General features: G+C 72.0%; 14 protein-coding genes. 7 read left to right on the top strand and 7 right to left on the bottom strand.

The genetic code is table 11. From position 1 onward, the window contains the following. The 5 genes from ACH47Z_RS19535 (at position 1) to ACH47Z_RS19515 (ending at position 7715) form a co-directional block, all read left to right on the top strand. Entirely contained in the window at positions 1-2475 is a 2475-nt protein-coding gene (locus ACH47Z_RS19535; protein WP_399075150.1) for a bifunctional SulP family inorganic anion transporter/carbonic anhydrase, read from the top strand. A 116-nt stretch (positions 2476-2591) separates the two neighbouring features. After that, positions 2592-4547: an acetate--CoA ligase gene (gene acs / locus ACH47Z_RS19530; protein ID WP_399075149.1), complete on the top strand. Its 1956-nt coding sequence runs from the start codon at positions 2592-2594 to the stop codon at positions 4545-4547. 190 nt (positions 4548-4737) lie between these two features. Beyond that, a complete protein-coding gene (nhaA, locus tag ACH47Z_RS19525) occupies positions 4738-6180 on the top strand; it encodes a Na+/H+ antiporter NhaA (protein ID WP_399075375.1) in 1443 nt (480 codons plus the stop codon). A 129-nt stretch (positions 6181-6309) separates the two neighbouring features. Then, positions 6310-6798 carry a phage holin family protein gene (locus tag ACH47Z_RS19520; protein ID WP_399075148.1) on the top strand — a complete coding sequence of 163 codons (489 nt, stop codon included), beginning with the start codon at positions 6310-6312 and terminating at the stop codon, positions 6796-6798. Then, on the top strand, positions 6795-7715 hold the full coding sequence (locus ACH47Z_RS19515) for an alpha/beta fold hydrolase (protein ID WP_399075146.1): 921 nt from the start codon (positions 6795-6797) through the stop codon (positions 7713-7715). Before ACH47Z_RS19520 ends, ACH47Z_RS19515 begins: the two co-directional genes overlap by 4 nt. A 392-nt stretch (positions 7716-8107) precedes the next feature. Here ACH47Z_RS19515 and ACH47Z_RS19510 read toward each other — a convergent pair whose 3' ends face one another. The 3 genes from ACH47Z_RS19510 to nth all read right to left on the bottom strand — a co-directional run bounded on the left by ACH47Z_RS19510 (position 8108) and on the right by nth (position 11103). Continuing rightward, positions 8108-9307, bottom strand: coding sequence for a MarP family serine protease (locus tag ACH47Z_RS19510; RefSeq protein ID WP_399075144.1), 1200 nt, complete (start codon positions 9305-9307; stop codon positions 8108-8110). A gap of 13 nt (positions 9308-9320) precedes the next feature. After that, the gene (locus tag ACH47Z_RS19505; protein ID WP_399075142.1) at positions 9321-10016 is read right to left on the bottom strand and encodes an NUDIX hydrolase; all 696 of its coding nucleotides are present in this window, start codon (positions 10014-10016) and stop codon (positions 9321-9323) included. Between the two features lie 76 nt (positions 10017-10092). After that, a complete protein-coding gene (gene nth / locus ACH47Z_RS19500; RefSeq protein ID WP_399075140.1) occupies positions 10093-11103 on the bottom strand; it encodes an endonuclease III in 1011 nt (336 codons plus the stop codon). 275 nt (positions 11104-11378) lie between these two features. On the opposite strand from nth, the gene ACH47Z_RS19495 reads away from it, so the two are divergent. Then, positions 11379-12053, top strand: coding sequence for a Crp/Fnr family transcriptional regulator (locus ACH47Z_RS19495; RefSeq protein WP_399075138.1), 675 nt, complete (start codon positions 11379-11381; stop codon positions 12051-12053). Positions 12054-12186: 133 nt separating this feature from the next. After that, complete coding sequence (locus ACH47Z_RS19490; protein WP_399075136.1) at positions 12187-13029, top strand: nucleotidyltransferase domain-containing protein; 843 nt, start codon at positions 12187-12189, stop codon at positions 13027-13029. On the opposite strand, the gene ACH47Z_RS19485 is transcribed toward ACH47Z_RS19490, so the two are convergent. From ACH47Z_RS19485 to ACH47Z_RS19470, 4 genes are all read right to left on the bottom strand, one after another. Continuing rightward, the gene (locus ACH47Z_RS19485; protein WP_399075134.1) at positions 13026-13856 is read right to left on the bottom strand and encodes an MBL fold metallo-hydrolase; all 831 of its coding nucleotides are present in this window, start codon (positions 13854-13856) and stop codon (positions 13026-13028) included. The two genes, ACH47Z_RS19490 and ACH47Z_RS19485, sit on opposite strands and share 4 nt — an antisense overlap. Next, positions 13853-14737: an NUDIX hydrolase gene (locus tag ACH47Z_RS19480; RefSeq protein WP_399075132.1), complete on the bottom strand. Its 885-nt coding sequence runs from the start codon at positions 14735-14737 to the stop codon at positions 13853-13855. Before ACH47Z_RS19480 ends, ACH47Z_RS19485 begins: the two co-directional genes overlap by 4 nt. Before the next feature lie 82 nt (positions 14738-14819). Continuing rightward, positions 14820-15284 carry a RidA family protein gene (locus ACH47Z_RS19475; protein WP_399075130.1) on the bottom strand — a complete coding sequence of 155 codons (465 nt, stop codon included), beginning with the start codon at positions 15282-15284 and terminating at the stop codon, positions 14820-14822. After that, positions 15281-15439 (bottom strand): DUF4177 domain-containing protein, encoded by a 159-nt coding sequence (locus tag ACH47Z_RS19470; RefSeq protein ID WP_018547934.1) that lies wholly within the window; start codon positions 15437-15439, stop codon positions 15281-15283. The genes ACH47Z_RS19475 and ACH47Z_RS19470 overlap by 4 nt, the downstream gene beginning before the upstream one ends. Positions 15440-15520 lie beyond the last annotated feature (81 nt).

Here is a 15520-nt window from a genome sequence, read left to right as displayed (position 1 = left end):
ATGCCAGCCTGCGCACCCCCACACACCCAGCACCCGCACCCGCCGCACAGCCCGCCGGCCGGGCCCCGCCGCCGCTTCCCCGTCGAGGGCGCCGACCTGTCCGCGTCCGTCGCGGTCTTCCTGATCGCCCTGCCCCTGTCCCTCGGCATCGCCCTGGCCACCGGCGCCCCGCTCCAGGCCGGCCTCGTCGCCGCGGCCGTGGGCGGGCTCGTCGCCGGCCGGCTCGGCGGCTGCCCGCTCCAGGTCAGCGGGCCCGCCGCCGGACTCACCGTGATCACCGCCGACCTGATCCAGCGCTACGGCTGGCGGGCCACCTGCGGCATCACCGTCCTCGCCGGACTCGCCCAGCTCGGACTCGGCTGTCTGCGGGTGGCGCGTGGCGCGCTCGCGGTCAGCCCGGCCGTGGTGCACGGCATGCTCGCCGGCATCGGCATCACCATCGCCGTCGCCCAGCTGCACATCGTCCTCGGCGGCAGCCCGGACAGCTCCGTCGTCGCCAACCTCCGCGCGCTGCCTGCCCAGTTGGCCCGGATGCACCCGGCCGCCGTGTCGATGAGCGCGCTCACGTTCGTCCTGCTGCTGACCTGGCCCCGACTCCCCGGCCGGACCGGGCGGCTGCTGCGCAGAGTTCCGGCCGCCCTCGTCGCCGTGGCCGGGGCCACCGCCGCGGCGCCCCTCGCCGGCCTCGCCCTGCCCCGGGTCGACCTGCCGTCCTGGTCCGGGCACGCCCTTCCGGAGCCGCCCGCCGGTCCCGTGCTGGGCATCGCCACGGCCGTCCTCACCGTCACCCTGGTCGCCAGCGTCGAGTCACTGCTGTCCGCCGCGGCCGTCGACAAACTGGTCGCCGCCCGTGGCGGGCCACACGTTCCGCACTCGGACCTGGACCGGGAACTACGCGGTCAGGGCGCCGCCAACATGGTGTCCGGGGCGCTCGGCGGCCTGCCGGTCACCGGGGTCGCCGTACGCAGCGCCGCGAATGTGAAATCGGGTGCCGTGAGCCGGAACTCCGCGATGCTGCACGGCGTTCTCGTAGTAGTCGCCGCGCTGCTGATGGTCCCGCTCCTGGAGGAGATCCCGCTCGCCTCCCTCGCCGCCCTGGTGATGGCCGTCGGCATCCAGATGGTGTCCCTGCACCACATCCGCACGGTGACGCGCCACCGCGAAGTGCCGGTCTACGCCGCGACCGCACTCGGCGTGGCCCTCCTCGGCGTCCTTGAGGGCGTGGTCCTCGGGGTCGCCCTGGCGGTCGCCGTCGCCCTGCACCGCCTCGCCCGCACCCGCATCACCCATGACCAGCAGGAAGGAGTCCATCACGTACGTGTCAGAGGCCAGTTGACGTTCCTCGCCGTGCCCCGGCTCAGCAGAGCCCTGCAGCTCGTCCCCCAAGGCGCCCACGCCGTCGTGGAGTTGGACGGGTCGTTCATGGACCACGCGGCGTACGAGTTCCTGCAGGACTGGCGCAGCGCCCACACCGCGCGCGGCGGTACGGCAGAGCTGTCGGGCCGGCGCGGCGGAATCCGGACCGCCACCGGATCCGCCCTGCCCGCCGCCACCCTGTCCGCCGCCGTCACCCCGGCTCGGTCCGCCCCGTGCCGGTGCCGCCCCTGGACGCCCTGGCGCAACCACCAGGACTGCGCCACAGGGATTCCGGCCGGCCCGGCGGGGCGGGTGGCCGGACAGGAGGCGGGTCGGGTGGCAGGGCGGGAACTGGCGCGTGGCATCAGCTCGTTCCAGCGTCACACCGCGCCGCTGGTGCGGGCGGAGCTGGCGCGGCTGGCCCGGGAGGGCCAGCGCCCCGCACAGCTCTTCCTGACCTGCGCCGACTCCCGGCTCGTCACGTCGATGATCACCGCCAGTGGTCCCGGCGACCTGTTCGTCGTCCGCAACGTCGGCAATCTGGTGCCGCCGCCGGGCGAGGAGCACGGCGACGACTCGGTGGCGGCGGCCATCGAGTACGCGGTGGAGGTGCTCCGGGTGCGCTCCATCACGGTGTGCGGGCACTCGGGGTGCGGGGCGATGCAGGCGCTGCTGTCCGCCGGGCCCGGTGCCGCCGGGGCCGCCAGGACCGTCTCCGCTCGGCCCGGACACACCGAGTCCGGGTCCGCCGGGCCCGCACCCGGCGAGCCGGCATCCGCCGACGAGCCCACCCCCCTGCGCCGCTGGCTCCGGCACGGGATGCCGAGTCTCGCCCGGATGGGCCAGGACCGCCGCGCCTGGCCCCGGTTGGCCGGGCGGGCGCCGGCGGACGCGGTGGAGCAGCTGTGCCTGGTCAACGTGGTCCAGCAGTTGGAGCATCTGCAGGCGCACGGCCCGGTCGCCCGCGCACTGGCCCGGGGTGAGCTGGAGCTGCACGGGATGTACTTCCACGTGGCCGAGGCGCAGGCGTATCTGCTCGCGGAGGCGGCGGGAGACGGGGTGTTCGAGGACGTCAGAGAGGGCGTCGCCGCTGGAGAGGAGGCACGTGACGCGGTGTGAGCCACCGAGTTCCCAACAGGTCTAAACCAATTTTGCCGACGACCCTTGTCATCGGACCGCGTGTCTGATGAGCTGTGGCCCGGGACACAACGGACACCCTGCGAGAGGGAGATGTCGTGAGCAACGAAAGCCTGGCCAACCTGCTCAAGGAAGAACGCAGGTTCGCGCCCCCCGCCGACCTGGCCGCGCACGCCAACGTCACCGCGGAGGCGTATGCACAGGCCAAGGCTGACAGGCTCGGCTTCTGGGCCGAGCAGGCCCGCCGGCTGACCTGGGCCAAGGAACCGACCGAGACGCTGGACTGGTCGAACCCTCCGTTCGCGAAGTGGTTCAAGGACGGCGAGCTGAACGTCGCCTACAACTGCGTGGACCGCCACGTCGAGGCCGGACACGGCGACCGGGTCGCCATCCACTTCGAGGGCGAGCCCGGCGACAGCCGCTCGATCACCTACGCGGAGCTGAAGGACGAGGTCTCCAAGGCGGCCAACGCCCTGCTGGAGCTGGGCGTCCGCAAGGGCGACCGGGTCGCCGTCTACATGCCGATGATCCCGGAGACCGCGATCGCGATGCTGGCCTCGGCCCGGATCGGTGCCGCGCACTCGGTCGTCTTCGGCGGTTTCTCGGCGGACGCGCTCGCGACCCGCATCCAGGACGCGGACACCAAGGTCGTCATCACCGCCGACGGCGGCTACCGGCGCGGCAAGCCCTCCGCCCTCAAGCCCGCCGTGGACGAGGCGATCGAGAAGGTCGACAACGTCGAGCACGTGCTGGTGGTGCGCCGTACCGGCCAGGACGTGGCCTGGACCGACGGGCGGGACCACTGGTGGGACGACCTGGTCGAGCGTCAGTCGGCCGAGCACACCCCGGAGGCGTTCGAGGCGGAGCAGCCGCTGTTCATCCTCTACACCTCCGGTACGACGGGGAAGCCGAAGGGCATTCTGCACACCTCCGGTGGCTACCTCACCCAGGCGGCGTACACGCACCACGCGGTCTTCGACCTCAAGCCGGAGACGGACGTGTTCTGGTGCACGGCCGACGTCGGCTGGGTCACCGGGCACTCGTACATCGTCTACGGCCCGCTGGCCAACGGCGCGACGCAGGTCATGTACGAGGGCACTCCGGACACCCCGCACCAGGGCCGGTTCTGGGAGATCGTGCAGAAGTACGGCGTCACGATCCTCTACACGGCGCCGACCGCGATCCGGACGTTCATGAAGTGGGGCGACGACATCCCCGCCAAGTTCGACCTCAGCAGCCTGCGCATCCTGGGGTCCGTCGGCGAGCCGATCAACCCCGAGGCGTGGATCTGGTACCGCAAGCACATCGGCGCGGACACGACGCCGGTGGTGGACACCTGGTGGCAGACCGAGACCGGCGCGATCATGATCTCGCCGCTGCCCGGTGTCACCGAGGCCAAGCCCGGCTCCGCGCAGCGCCCGCTGCCCGGCATCAGCGCGACCGTCGTCGACGACGAGGCGAGCGAGGTGCCCAACGGCGGCGGTGGCTACCTGGTGCTGACCGAGCCGTGGCCGTCGATGCTGCGCACCATCTGGGGCGACGACCAGCGGTTCATCGACACCTACTGGTCCCGGTTCGAGGGCAAGTACTTCGCCGGTGACGGGGCGAAGAAGGACGACGACGGCGACATCTGGCTGCTGGGCCGGGTGGACGACGTCATGCTCGTCTCCGGGCACAACATCTCGACCACCGAGGTGGAGTCGGCGCTGGTGTCCCACCCGTCGGTCGCCGAGGCGGCCGTCGTCGGCGCCACCGACGAGACCACCGGCCAGGCGATCGTCGCGTTCGTGATCCTGCGCGGTACGGCCTCGGAGAACGATGCGCTGGTCGGCGAGTTGCGCGACCACGTCGGCGCCACGCTCGGCCCGATCGCCAAGCCCAAGCGGATCCTGCCGGTGGCCGAGCTGCCGAAGACCCGTTCCGGCAAGATCATGCGCCGCCTGCTGCGCGACGTGGCCGAGAACCGTCAGCTCGGCGACGTCACCACGCTGACAGACAGCACGGTCATGGACCTCATCCAGGCCAAGCTGCCGGCGGCGCCCAGCGAGGACTAGGCAGAACCGCAGCAAGGGGCGCCCGGTGTCGTCACCGGGCGCCCCCTTTTTCGTTCGGCTCACTAACATCCAGCGTCAAAATCCGGTAAAGTGGCACCCTCAGGGTGTGCCGGGAAGTCTGGTCGGCGACGCCGTCGACGATCCCGAGCGACGGCGTGATCATCGCCGTACCGACCCGGAGGTCCCCGCCGTGGCCGCGCCCCGCACCCCGAAAGCCCCCCGCAAGGTCCTCGGACGCCTGTCCCTGCCCGAGCGGGCCTTCGTCGCGGACGCCCTGCGGACCGAGACCGTCGGTGGTGTCCTGCTGCTCCTCGCCGCCGTAGCGGCGCTGATCTGGGCGAACATCCCCGCCCTCCGCCACAGCTACGAGACGCTCGCGGACCTCCACATGGGCCCCGGCACGCTCGGCCTGAACCTCTCCATGGCCCACTGGGCCGCCGACGGTCTGCTCGCGGTGTTCTTCTTCGTCGCCGGTATCGAGCTCAAGCGCGAGCTGGTCGCCGGGGATCTGCGCGACCCGAGGGCGGCCGTGCTGCCCGTGGTCGCCGCGCTGTGCGGCATGGCCGTACCGGCGCTCGTCTACACCCTCACCAACCTCACCACAGGCGGCTCGACGCAGGGCTGGGCGGTGCCCACCGCCACCGACATCGCCTTCGCGCTCGCCGTCCTCGCGGTCATCGGCACCTCCCTGCCCAGCGCCCTGCGCGCCTTCCTGCTCACGCTCGCGGTCGTCGACGACCTCTTCGCGATCCTGATCATCGCGGTCTTCTTCACCGACGGGCTGAACTTCGCCGCCCTCGGCGGGGCCGCCGCCGGGCTGGTGGTCTTCTGGCTGCTGCTGCGCAAGGGCGTACGCGGCTGGTACGTGTACGTGCCGCTCGCGATGGTGATCTGGGCGCTCATGTACAACAGCGGCGTGCACGCCACCATCGCCGGCGTGGCCATGGGCCTGATGCTGCGCTGCACCACCCGGGAGGGTGAGGAGCACTCGCCGGGCGAGCACGTCGAGCACCTGGTGCGGCCGCTGTCGGCCGGGCTCGCCGTGCCGGTGTTCGCGCTGTTCAGCGCCGGGGTGAAGGTCTCCGGCGGGGCGCTCGCGGACGTGTTCACCAAGCCGGAGACGCTCGGCGTGGTGCTCGGCCTCGTCGTCGGCAAGGCGCTCGGCATCTTCGGCGGCACCTGGCTGACCGTCCGCTTCACCCGCGCCTCCCTCAGCGAGGACCTCGCCTGGGCCGACGTCTTCGCGGTGGCCACCCTCGCCGGGATCGGTTTCACCGTCTCCCTGCTCATCGGCGAGCTCGCCTTCGCCCGCGACGCCGTCCTCACCGACGAGGTGAAGGCCGCCGTCCTCACCGGCTCGCTGATCGCGGCGGTGTGTGCGACGGTGCTGCTGAAGATACGCAACGGCAAGTACCGCAGGCTGTGCGCGGAAGAGGAGCGCGACGACGACCTCGACGGCATCCCCGACGTGTACGAGGAGGACGACCCGGCGTACCACCTGCGCATGGCCCAGATCCACGAGCGCAAGGCCGCCGAGCACCGGCGCATCGCCGCCGAGCGGGCGGCCGCGGCCCGCCACGGGCTTGCGGAAGTGGCGGGCGGGGCAGGCGAGGAGGACGACCGTCCGGCATGATCTGACGAGACGGTACAAAACAAGACGGCCACACAAGCGGGACGGCCGGTCGGTACGGCCGCTCGAACGAGACGGCCGTAGCGGACGACGGTACGCCCGCGGCATGTCAGACCTTTGAGGGAGAACGCGATGAGCGCACCCGACGGCAGCCCGGTCGGCGCCGAACGCAGCATCGGCCAGTTGTTCGCCTCGGCGACGACCGAGATGTCGGCGCTGGTGCACGACGAGATCGCGCTGGCCAAGGCCCAGCTGAAGCAGGACGTGAAGCGCGGCGCGGTCAGCGGCGGCGCCTTCACCATGGCGGCCGTGATGCTGGTCTTCTCCCTGCCGATGCTCAACTTCGCCCTCGCGTACGGCATCCGGACCTGGAGCCACTGGAATCTGGCGATCTGCTTCGTGCTGTCCTTCGCGGCCAACGTGCTCGTCGCGGTCCTGCTCGGGCTCATCGGCCTGGCCTTCGCGAAGAAGGCCAAGAAGAGCAAGGGCCCGCAGAAGGTGGCCGCGTCGGTGAAGCAGACGGCGGGCGTCCTGCAGAACGCCAAGCCGCACCCGCGCACGGAACTCCCCGAGGACCGCGCCCCCGCGGCCATCGAAGCTGTGGCACGCTCGACGTCATGAGCGACCCCGCCCCCTCGGCCGTACGGATCGAAGGTCCCTGGACACACAGGGACGTCGCCGCCAACGGCGCGCGCTTCCACATCGCCGAACTCGGCGACGGCCCGCTGGTGCTGCTGCTGCACGGCTTCCCGCAGTTCTGGTGGACGTGGCGGCACCAGCTGACGGCGCTCGCGGACGCGGGCTACCGGGCGGTGGCGATGGATCTGCGGGGCGTCGGCGGCAGCGACCGCACACCCCGCGGCTACGACCCCGCCAACCTCGCGCTCGACGTCACCGGCGTGATCCGCTCGCTCGGCGAGCCGGACGCGGCGCTGGTCGGCCACGACCTGGGCGGTTATCTGGCGTGGACGGCGGCGGCGATGCGGCCGAAGCTCGTACGACGGCTCGCGGTCGTCTCGATGCCGCATCCGCGGCGCTGGCGCGCGGCGATGCTGCGGGACGCCCGGCAGACGGCCGCCAGCTCCTACATCTGGGGTTTCCAGCGGCCTTGGCTCCCGGAGCGTCAGCTCGCCGCGGACGGCGGTGCGATGGTGGGCCGGCTGATCCGGGACTGGTCCGGGCCGCGGGCGCCGGAGGACGAGGCGGTGGAGACGTACCAGCGGGCCATGTGCATCCCGTCGACCGCGCACTGCTCGATCGAGCCGTACCGCTGGCTGGTCCGCTCGCTCGCCCGCCCGGACGGCATCCAGTTCAACCGCCGTATGAAACGCCCCGTTCGGGTGCCCACGCTGCATCTGCACGGCTCACTCGACCCGGTGACCCGCACCCGCAGCTCGGCCGGCTCCGGCGAGTACGTCGAAGCGCCGTACCGCTGGCGCCTGTTCGACGGTCTCGGTCACTTCCCGCACGAGGAGGACCCGGTGGCGTTCTCCACGGAACTCGTCAACTGGCTGAAGGATCCCGAGCCCGACCGGTAACGGTTTGCCGGTGACCGTACGGTGACGCGTTCGATGCGTGGAGTATCCGGTTCCTGAACACTTGTCTCTCGAACGGCCACATGCCTGCCGCATAGGCCAATTGGGGGGCGCGCAGGCGGTTATCGACCTTCTGACGGGGCACACGTCGGGGTATGGGCTGGATGCACGACAGTGACGCACCCCGCAACCGCCGCTCGACCTCCGGTCTGAGGCAGCCTCAGCGAGGCACCCCGCACCTCGCGGAAGCGGACCTCCGGGTAGGGATCCCGCACATCCTGCGCCGCCGGGCCCGCTGGGTCTCGGTACGTCTGCGTCACCCGCGCGGCTGAACCCCGCGCGACGGAATCACGCCCAGGCTCACAGAACACGGCCGAACGGGGTCTCGCCAGGGCTCACAGGGCGCAGCTGTCCGTACCCACTTCCTCGGTCGCCGTACGTCCCTGGTCGATGTCGGGCCGGATCTCGTCCGCCGTGAGCGCGTAGCCGGTCTCGGCGTCGTCGAGGGACTTGGCGAACACCACGCCGTACACCCGGCCCTCGGGCGTGAGCAGCGGGCCGCCCGAGTTGCCCTGGCGGACGATCGTGTACAGCGAGTAGACGTCACGGCTGACCGTGCCGCGGTGGTAGATGTCCGGGCCGTTGGCCGTGATGCGCCCGCGCACGCGCGCGGCGCGCACGTCGTACGAGCCGTTCTCCGGGAAGCCCGCGACGATCGCGCCGTCGCCGCCGGCCGCCCCCTGGCCGGAGAACCGCAGCGCGCTCGCCCTCAGGTCCGGTACGTCGAGTACGGCGATGTCGCGCTTCCAGTCGTACAGGACGACCTTGGCGTCGTACTTGCGGCCCTCTCCGCCGATCTGCACGGTGGGCGCGTCGACGCCGCCGACCACGTGCGCGTTGGTCATGACGCGGCGGTCGGCGAAGACGAAACCGGTGCCCTCCAGGACCTTGCCGCAGCTCTGGGCGGTGCCGGTGACCTTGACGATGGAGCGCTGGGCGCGGGTGGCGACCCCACTGCCGGCGAGGGCTGGGTCGGGCGGCTGGACGTCCTTGATCGGTTCGTTGGCGAAGGGGCTGAAGACCTGCGGGAAGCCGTTCTGCGTGAGGACGTTGGAGAAGTCCGCGAACCAGGTGTTCGCCTGCGCGGGCAGCGCCCGGGAGACCCCGAGCAGCACCTTGGAGCTACGGAACTCCTTGCCGAGCGTCGGCAGTGTCGTACCGGCGAGGGCTGAGCCGATCAGCCAGGCGATCAGCAGCCACGCGACGACGTTGACCAGCGCGCCGCCGGTGGCGTCCAGGGCGCGGGCCGGGGACCAGGTGATGTACCGGCGCAGTTTGTTGCCCAGGTGGGTGGTCAGGGCCTGGCCGACGGAGGCGCACACGATGACGACGACCACGGCGACCACGGCCGCGGTGGTGCCGACGGTCGCCTTGTCGGTCACGGCGTCCCAGATCACGGGCAGCGTGTACACGGCGACGAGGCCACCGCCGAGGAAGCCGATCACCGACAGGATGCCGACGACGAAGCCCTGGCGGTAGCCCACGACCGCGAACCACACGGCCCCGACCAGCAACAGGATGTCCAGCACGTTCACGGAGGACACACTGTCATGACCGCCAGTCGAGTGGGACCCGCTTCTCCCTGTCCCAGGGGCGCTCCCAGCCCGCGTAGTGCAGCAGGCGGTCGATCACTCCGGCCGTGAAGCCCCAGACCAGGGCCGATTCGACCAGGAATGCCGGGCCGGCGTGGCCCCGGGGGTGGATGGCGGTGGCGCGGTTGGCGGGGTCCGTGAGATCCGCCACGGGGACCGTGAAGACCCGGGCGGTCTCGTTCGGGTCGACGACACCGACCGGGCTGGGCTCGCGCCACCAGCCGAGCACGGGCGTGACGACGAAGCCGCTGACCGGGATGTAGAGCGCGGGCAGCACGCCGAAGAGCTGGACCCCGGACGGATCGAGGCCGGTCTCCTCCTCGGCCTCGCGCAGCGCCGCTCTGAGCGGCCCGTCGGCCTGCGGATCGCCGTCCTCGGGGTCGAGGGCGCCGCCCGGGAAGGACGGCTGCCCGGGGTGCGAGCGCAGCGAGCCGGCGCGCTCCATGAGCAGCAGCTCGGGGCCGCGCTCGCCCTCGCCGAACAGGATCAGCACCGCCGACTGCCGTCCCGAGCCGTTCTCCGGCGGCAGGAAGCGGCTCAGCTGGACCGGCTCGACCGTCTCGGCCGCCTTCACCACCGGCGCCAGCCAGTCCGGCAGCCCTTCCTTGCTGAGCGTCACCGCACCGCCCCGCGTCTCGCTGGCCTTCGTCATCGCCACCCCCGTCGCCTCTGCCCGTTCAACGCCCGAGGGCCCCGAGATCGTTCCGTCACGCGGCGAGATCGTCCCGTCACGCGGCCCCCAGCGGCGGGGCCGGCCTGCCGCCCGCGTCGAGGTACGCCTGCGGGGGCTTGAGGCGCTGGCCGGGGAAGCCGCCCTTCTCGTACTTCAGCAGCTTCTTCGCCTTCTCCGGGTCGGTCTCGCCCTCGCCGTAGGCCGGGCAGAGCGGGGCGATCGGGCAGGCGCCGCAGGCGGGCTTGCGGGCGTGGCAGATCCGGCGGCCGTGCCAGATCACGTGGTGGGACAGATCGGTCCACTCGCTCTTCGGGAACAGCGCGCCGACGGCGGCCTCGATCTTGTCCGGGTCGGTCTCCTCGGTCCACCGCCAGCGCCGTACCAGCCGCTGGAAGTGGGTGTCGACCGTGATCCCGGGCCGTCCGTAGGCGTTGCCGAGCACCACGAAGGCGGTCTTGCGGCCGACGCCGGGCAGCTTGACGAGATCCTCCAGCCTGCCCGGCACCTCGCCGCCGAAGTCCTCGGTCAGGGCCTTGGAGAGCCCTATCACCGACCTGGTCTTGGCCCGGAAGAACCCGCAGGGGCGCAGGATCTCCTCGACCTCCTCCGGGTTGGCCGCGGCGAGGTCCTCGGGCGTCGGGTACTTCGCGAAGAGCGCCGGGGTCGTCTGGTTGACGCGCAGGTCGGTGGTCTGGGCCGACAGCACCGTGGCGACGAGCAGCTGGAAGGGGTTCTCGAAGTCCAGCTCGGGATGGGCGTACGGGTACACCTCGGCCAGCTCGCGGTTGATACGGCGGGCGCGGCGGACCAGGGCCGTGCGGGACTCCTGCGCCGGGGGCTTCACCGCGACCTTCTTGACGGGCGCGGTCTTCTTGACGGCGACGCGCTTCCCGGTCGCCACCGCCTCGGCCTTCCTGGTCCCCAGGGCCTTCTTGGCCACGACCGCCTTTTTGGCCACGACGGTCCTCTCGGCCGTCACGGCCTTTTTGGCGGCCGCCCTCTTGCCGGTGACCTTTTTAGCCGTTTTTCCGGTTTTCTTATCGCCGCCAGGACCTTGTTCGCCCACAGCGGAATCGCGACGTACAACCACCCGCTAAGCCCCCTTGGCCTGTGCTCTCACGGTGATTTGGACACCCGGCCAGCCTAGAGCCCAGCACCGACATCCGCCCCGGACCCGGAAGATCGGCCCCCGATTGGACCCCTGACGCTTACCTCAGGACACCTGTGCGGCATCCTTGTGACAGATCACACTGTTTGGACCGTCCGGCAAAATGGGGAGCACGGTCCCCTGGTACCAAGGGGGAGCAAGATCCCCTGAGCAGGTCGACAAGGAGAGAACTCGTGGACGACGTTCTGCGGCGCAACCCGCTCTTCGCGGCTCTCGACGACGAGCAGTCCGCGGAGCTTCGCGCCTCCATGAGTGAGGTGCCCCTCGCACGTGGCGACTCCCTGTTCCACGAGGGCGACCCGGGCGACCGGCTCTACGTCGTCACCGAGGGCAAGGTCAAGCTGCACCGCACCTCCCCCGACGGCCGCGAGAACATGCTCGCCGTCGTCGGCCCCGGCGAGCTGATCGGTGAGCTGTCCCTCTTCGACCCGGGTCCGCGCACGGCGACCGCCACCGCGCTGACCGAGGTCAAGCTGCTGGGCCTGGGCCACGGCGACCTCCAGCCCTGGCTGAACGCCCGCCCCGAGGTGGCCACCGCGCTGCTGCGCGCCGTGGCCCGCCGACTGCGCAAGACCAACGACGCCATGTCCGACCTGGTCTTCTCCGACGTGCCCGGCCGTGTGGCGCGCGCCCTGCTGGACCTGTCCCGCCGCTTCGGCGTGCAGTCCGAGGAGGGCATCCACGTCGTGCACGACCTCACGCAGGAGGAGCTGGCCCAGCTGGTGGGCGCCTCGCGCGAGACCGTGAACAAGGCGCTGGCGGACTTCGCCCAGCGCGGATGGCTCCGCCTGGAGGCGCGGGCGGTCATCCTGCTGGACGTGGAGCGGCTCGCCAAGCGCTCCCGCTGAGGCACCGGGGCCTACCGGCCCCGGACCCCGTGCGGGGCCTTCGGACGCCGGACGGGCGGAGTTTGCCCGCCCGTCACCCGCCGTCACGCGAAAATCAACTGCCCCGGACAGCAGCGCACGGGACAGTTGCCCCATGGCTGAAACGATCCGCCGTCCCGGGATCCGCCGTCCCGGCCTCGACGAGCAGGGCTTCATCGCGCGCGAAGGCTCCCTCGCGCGCGTGCCCGTCGCCTTCCGCCCGGTGGTGGCCGCCGCACGCGACCGGCTGCTGGACGTCTTCGGGGCGCGGCTGCACAGCGCCTACCTCTACGGCTCGATCCCGCGCGGCACCGCGCGCGTGGGGCGCAGCGACCTGGACCTGCTCGTCGCGCTGCGGGAGGAACCCGGCGAGGCCGACCGGGAGGCCGTACGGGCGCTCGGTGAGGCCGTCGACAAGGAGTTCCCGCAGATCGACGGCGTCGGCACGCTGCTGTACGGCCGGGACCGGTTGCTGAGCGAGCTGGAGCGGTACGACCTGGGCTGGTTCGTGGCCTGTCTGTGCACCCCGCTGCTCGGCGACGACCTCGCCGAGTACCTGCCGCGCTACCGGCCCGACTCCCTGCTCGCCCGCGAGACCAACGGCGACCTGGCCCGGTGGCTGCCCCGCTGGCGCGAGCGGATCGCGGGCGCCGAGAACACCGAGGAGGCCCGGCGCCCGCTCGTCCGCTTCATGTCCCGCCACCTCGTCCGCACCGCCTTCACCCTGGTCATGCCCCGCTGGAACGGCTGGACCAGCGACCTGCGGGAGATGGCCGAGGCGTTCGCCGCCTCGTACCCGGAGCGGGCCGCACAGCTGCGTACGGCGGCGGAGTACGGCTACGACCCCGTGGGCGACCCCGGCGTACTGCGCACGTACGTCGACGACCTCGGCCCCTGGCTCGCCGCCGAGTACGCGCGCGTGCACGGCGTGAAGGCACCCCGGCCGGACGGGCCCTAGATCAGCCCGTGCTCGCGCAGATAGTCCAGCTGAGCCCGTACCGACAGTTCCGCCGCCGGCCACAGGGAGCGGTCGACGTCGGCGTAGACGTGGGCGACGACCTCGGAGGGGGTCCGGTAACCGTCCTCGACCGCCGTCTCCACCTGGGCGAGCCGGTGGGCGCGGTGGGCGAGGTAGAACTCGACGGCACCCTGGGCGTCCTCCAGGACCGGCCCGTGGCCCGGCAGGACCGTGTGGACGCCGTCGTCGACCGTCAGGGAGCGCAGCCGGCGCAGGGAGTCCAGATAGTCGCCCAGGCGGCCGTCGGGGTGCGCCACGACCGTCGTACCGCGCCCGAGGATGGTGTCGCCGGTGAGCACCGCCCGGTCGGCCGGGAGGTGGAAGCTCAGGGAGTCGGCCGTGTGCCCGGGGGTCGGGACGACCCTCAGCTCCAGGCCGCCCACGGTGATCACGTCCCCGGCGGCCAGGCCCTCGTCACCGAGACGCAGCGCCGGGTCGAGGGCACGCACGCGCGTGCCGGTCAGTTCCGCGAACCGGGCGGCGCCCTCGGCGTGGTCGGGGTGGCCGTGGGTGAGCAGGGTCAGGGCTATCCGCCTGCCCGCCTTCTCGGCCGTGTCGACCACCGCGCGCAGATGGCCGTGGTCCAGCGGGCCCGGGTCGACGACCACGGCCAGGTCGGAGTCGGGCTCGGCGACGATCCAGGTGTTGGTGCCGTCCAGGGTCATCGCGGAGGCGTTGGGCGCGAGGACGTTGACGGCTCGTTCGGTGGCGGGGCCGGAGAGCACCGCGCCGCGCGGCTGGCCCGGCAGCGTGCTTGCGTCGGTCATGCGGGGCCTCCACCGGTCGGACCGGGAGTCGTCGGGACGTGCTTGGTGAACTCCTCGTACCCCGGCCAGGACAGCACGATCTCGCCGTCCACCAGGCGGGCACCGGCCATCACCGGGGTCATGTCCCGCGCGGGCGCGGCTGCCAGTGCCCCGGCGGCGGTGGCGTACGGGAGCAGCTGGCGCAGCGTGGCGATGGTGGGCGGCATCATCAGCAGCTCGCCCTTGTCGTAGCCGGCGGCGGCCTCCTCGGGACGGATCCACACCGTGCGGTCGGCCTCCGTGGAGGCGTTGCGGGTGCGCTGGCCCTCGGGCAGGGCGGCGACGAAGAACCAGGTGTCGTAGCGGCGGGCCTCGAACTCCGGGGTGATCCAGCGGGTCCAGGCGCCCAGCAGGTCCGAGCGCAGCACCAGACCGCGCCGGTCGAGGAATTCGGCGAAGGACAGCTCGCGCGCGACCAGCGCCGCCCGGTCCGCCTCCCAGTCCTCCCCGGTGGTGTCGCCGACGACCGAGTCCGCGTCGGGCCCGGCGAGCAGCACACCCGCCTCCTCGTACGTCTCCCGTACGGCCGCGCACACGATCGCCTGGGCGCCCGGCTCGTCGACGCCGAGCCGCTCGGCCCACCACGCGCGCGTGGGGCCCGCCCAGCGCACCAGACGGTCGTCGTCGCGCGGGTCGACACCGCCCCCGGGATACGCGTACGCGCCTCCGGCGAAGGCCATGGAGGCGCGTCTGCGCAGCATGTGGACGAACGGACCGGACTCGGTGTCCTTCAGGAGCAGCACCGTGGCCGCGCGCCGGGGGGACACCGGAGTGAGGGTGCCGTCCGCGAGCGCGCGGATCCGGTCCGGCCACTCCTGGGGGTACCACTGACCGTTCGCCATGGCCGGAGGCTATCCCGTGCAGAGCGAATGTTCGAGAGGTGGCCGAGGCCGGCGGGGCCGAGGCACCCGAGGTCAGCGGCCCTTACGGAAGCAGCTCGACCTGGATCTCGACCTCGACCGGCGCGTCCAGCGGGAGCACCGCGACGCCGACCGCGCTGCGCGCGTGCACGCCCTTGTCGCCGAGGACCTCGCCGAGCAGCTCGCTGGCGCCGTTGACGACACCGGGCTGCCCGGTGAAGTCGGACGCGGAGGCGACGAAGCCGACGACCTTCACCACGCGCGCGATGCGGTCCAGGTCACCGGTGACGGACTTCACGGCGGCCAGCGCGTTCAGCGCGCAGACGCGGGCCAGCTCCTTGGCCTCCTCCGGCGTGATCTCGGCGCCGACCTTGCCGGTGGCCCGCAGCTTGCCCTCGACCATCGGCAGCTGGCCGGAGGTGTACACATACGCACCGGACCGCACGGCCGGCTGGTACGCGGCCAGCGGCGGGACGACGTCCGGCAGGGTCAGTCCCAGTTCGGCCAGCTTGGCCTCGACCGCGCTCATGCCTGCTTCTCCCGCTTCAGGTAGGCCACGAGCTGCTCGGGGTTGGGCCCGGGCACGACCTGGACGAGCTCCCAGCCGTCCTCGCCCCAGTTGTCCAGAATCTGCTTCGTGGCGTGGACGAGCAGCGGCACGGTTGAGTATTCCCACTTGGTCATGGGGCCGACTGTAGCCGCTGCGGCCCGAGGGACGGTGACCTGCGTTATCCACAGCCTCCCGCGTGAGTGTCGGCCGGACTG

It is taken from the genome of Streptomyces sp. NPDC020192 (assembly GCF_044388685.1).
In the GTDB taxonomy this organism is placed as follows: Bacteria; Actinomycetota; Actinomycetes; order Streptomycetales; family Streptomycetaceae; genus Streptomyces.
Note: the sequence above shows the minus strand (reverse complement) of the source record. Positions and strands in the feature narration are given on the sequence as shown.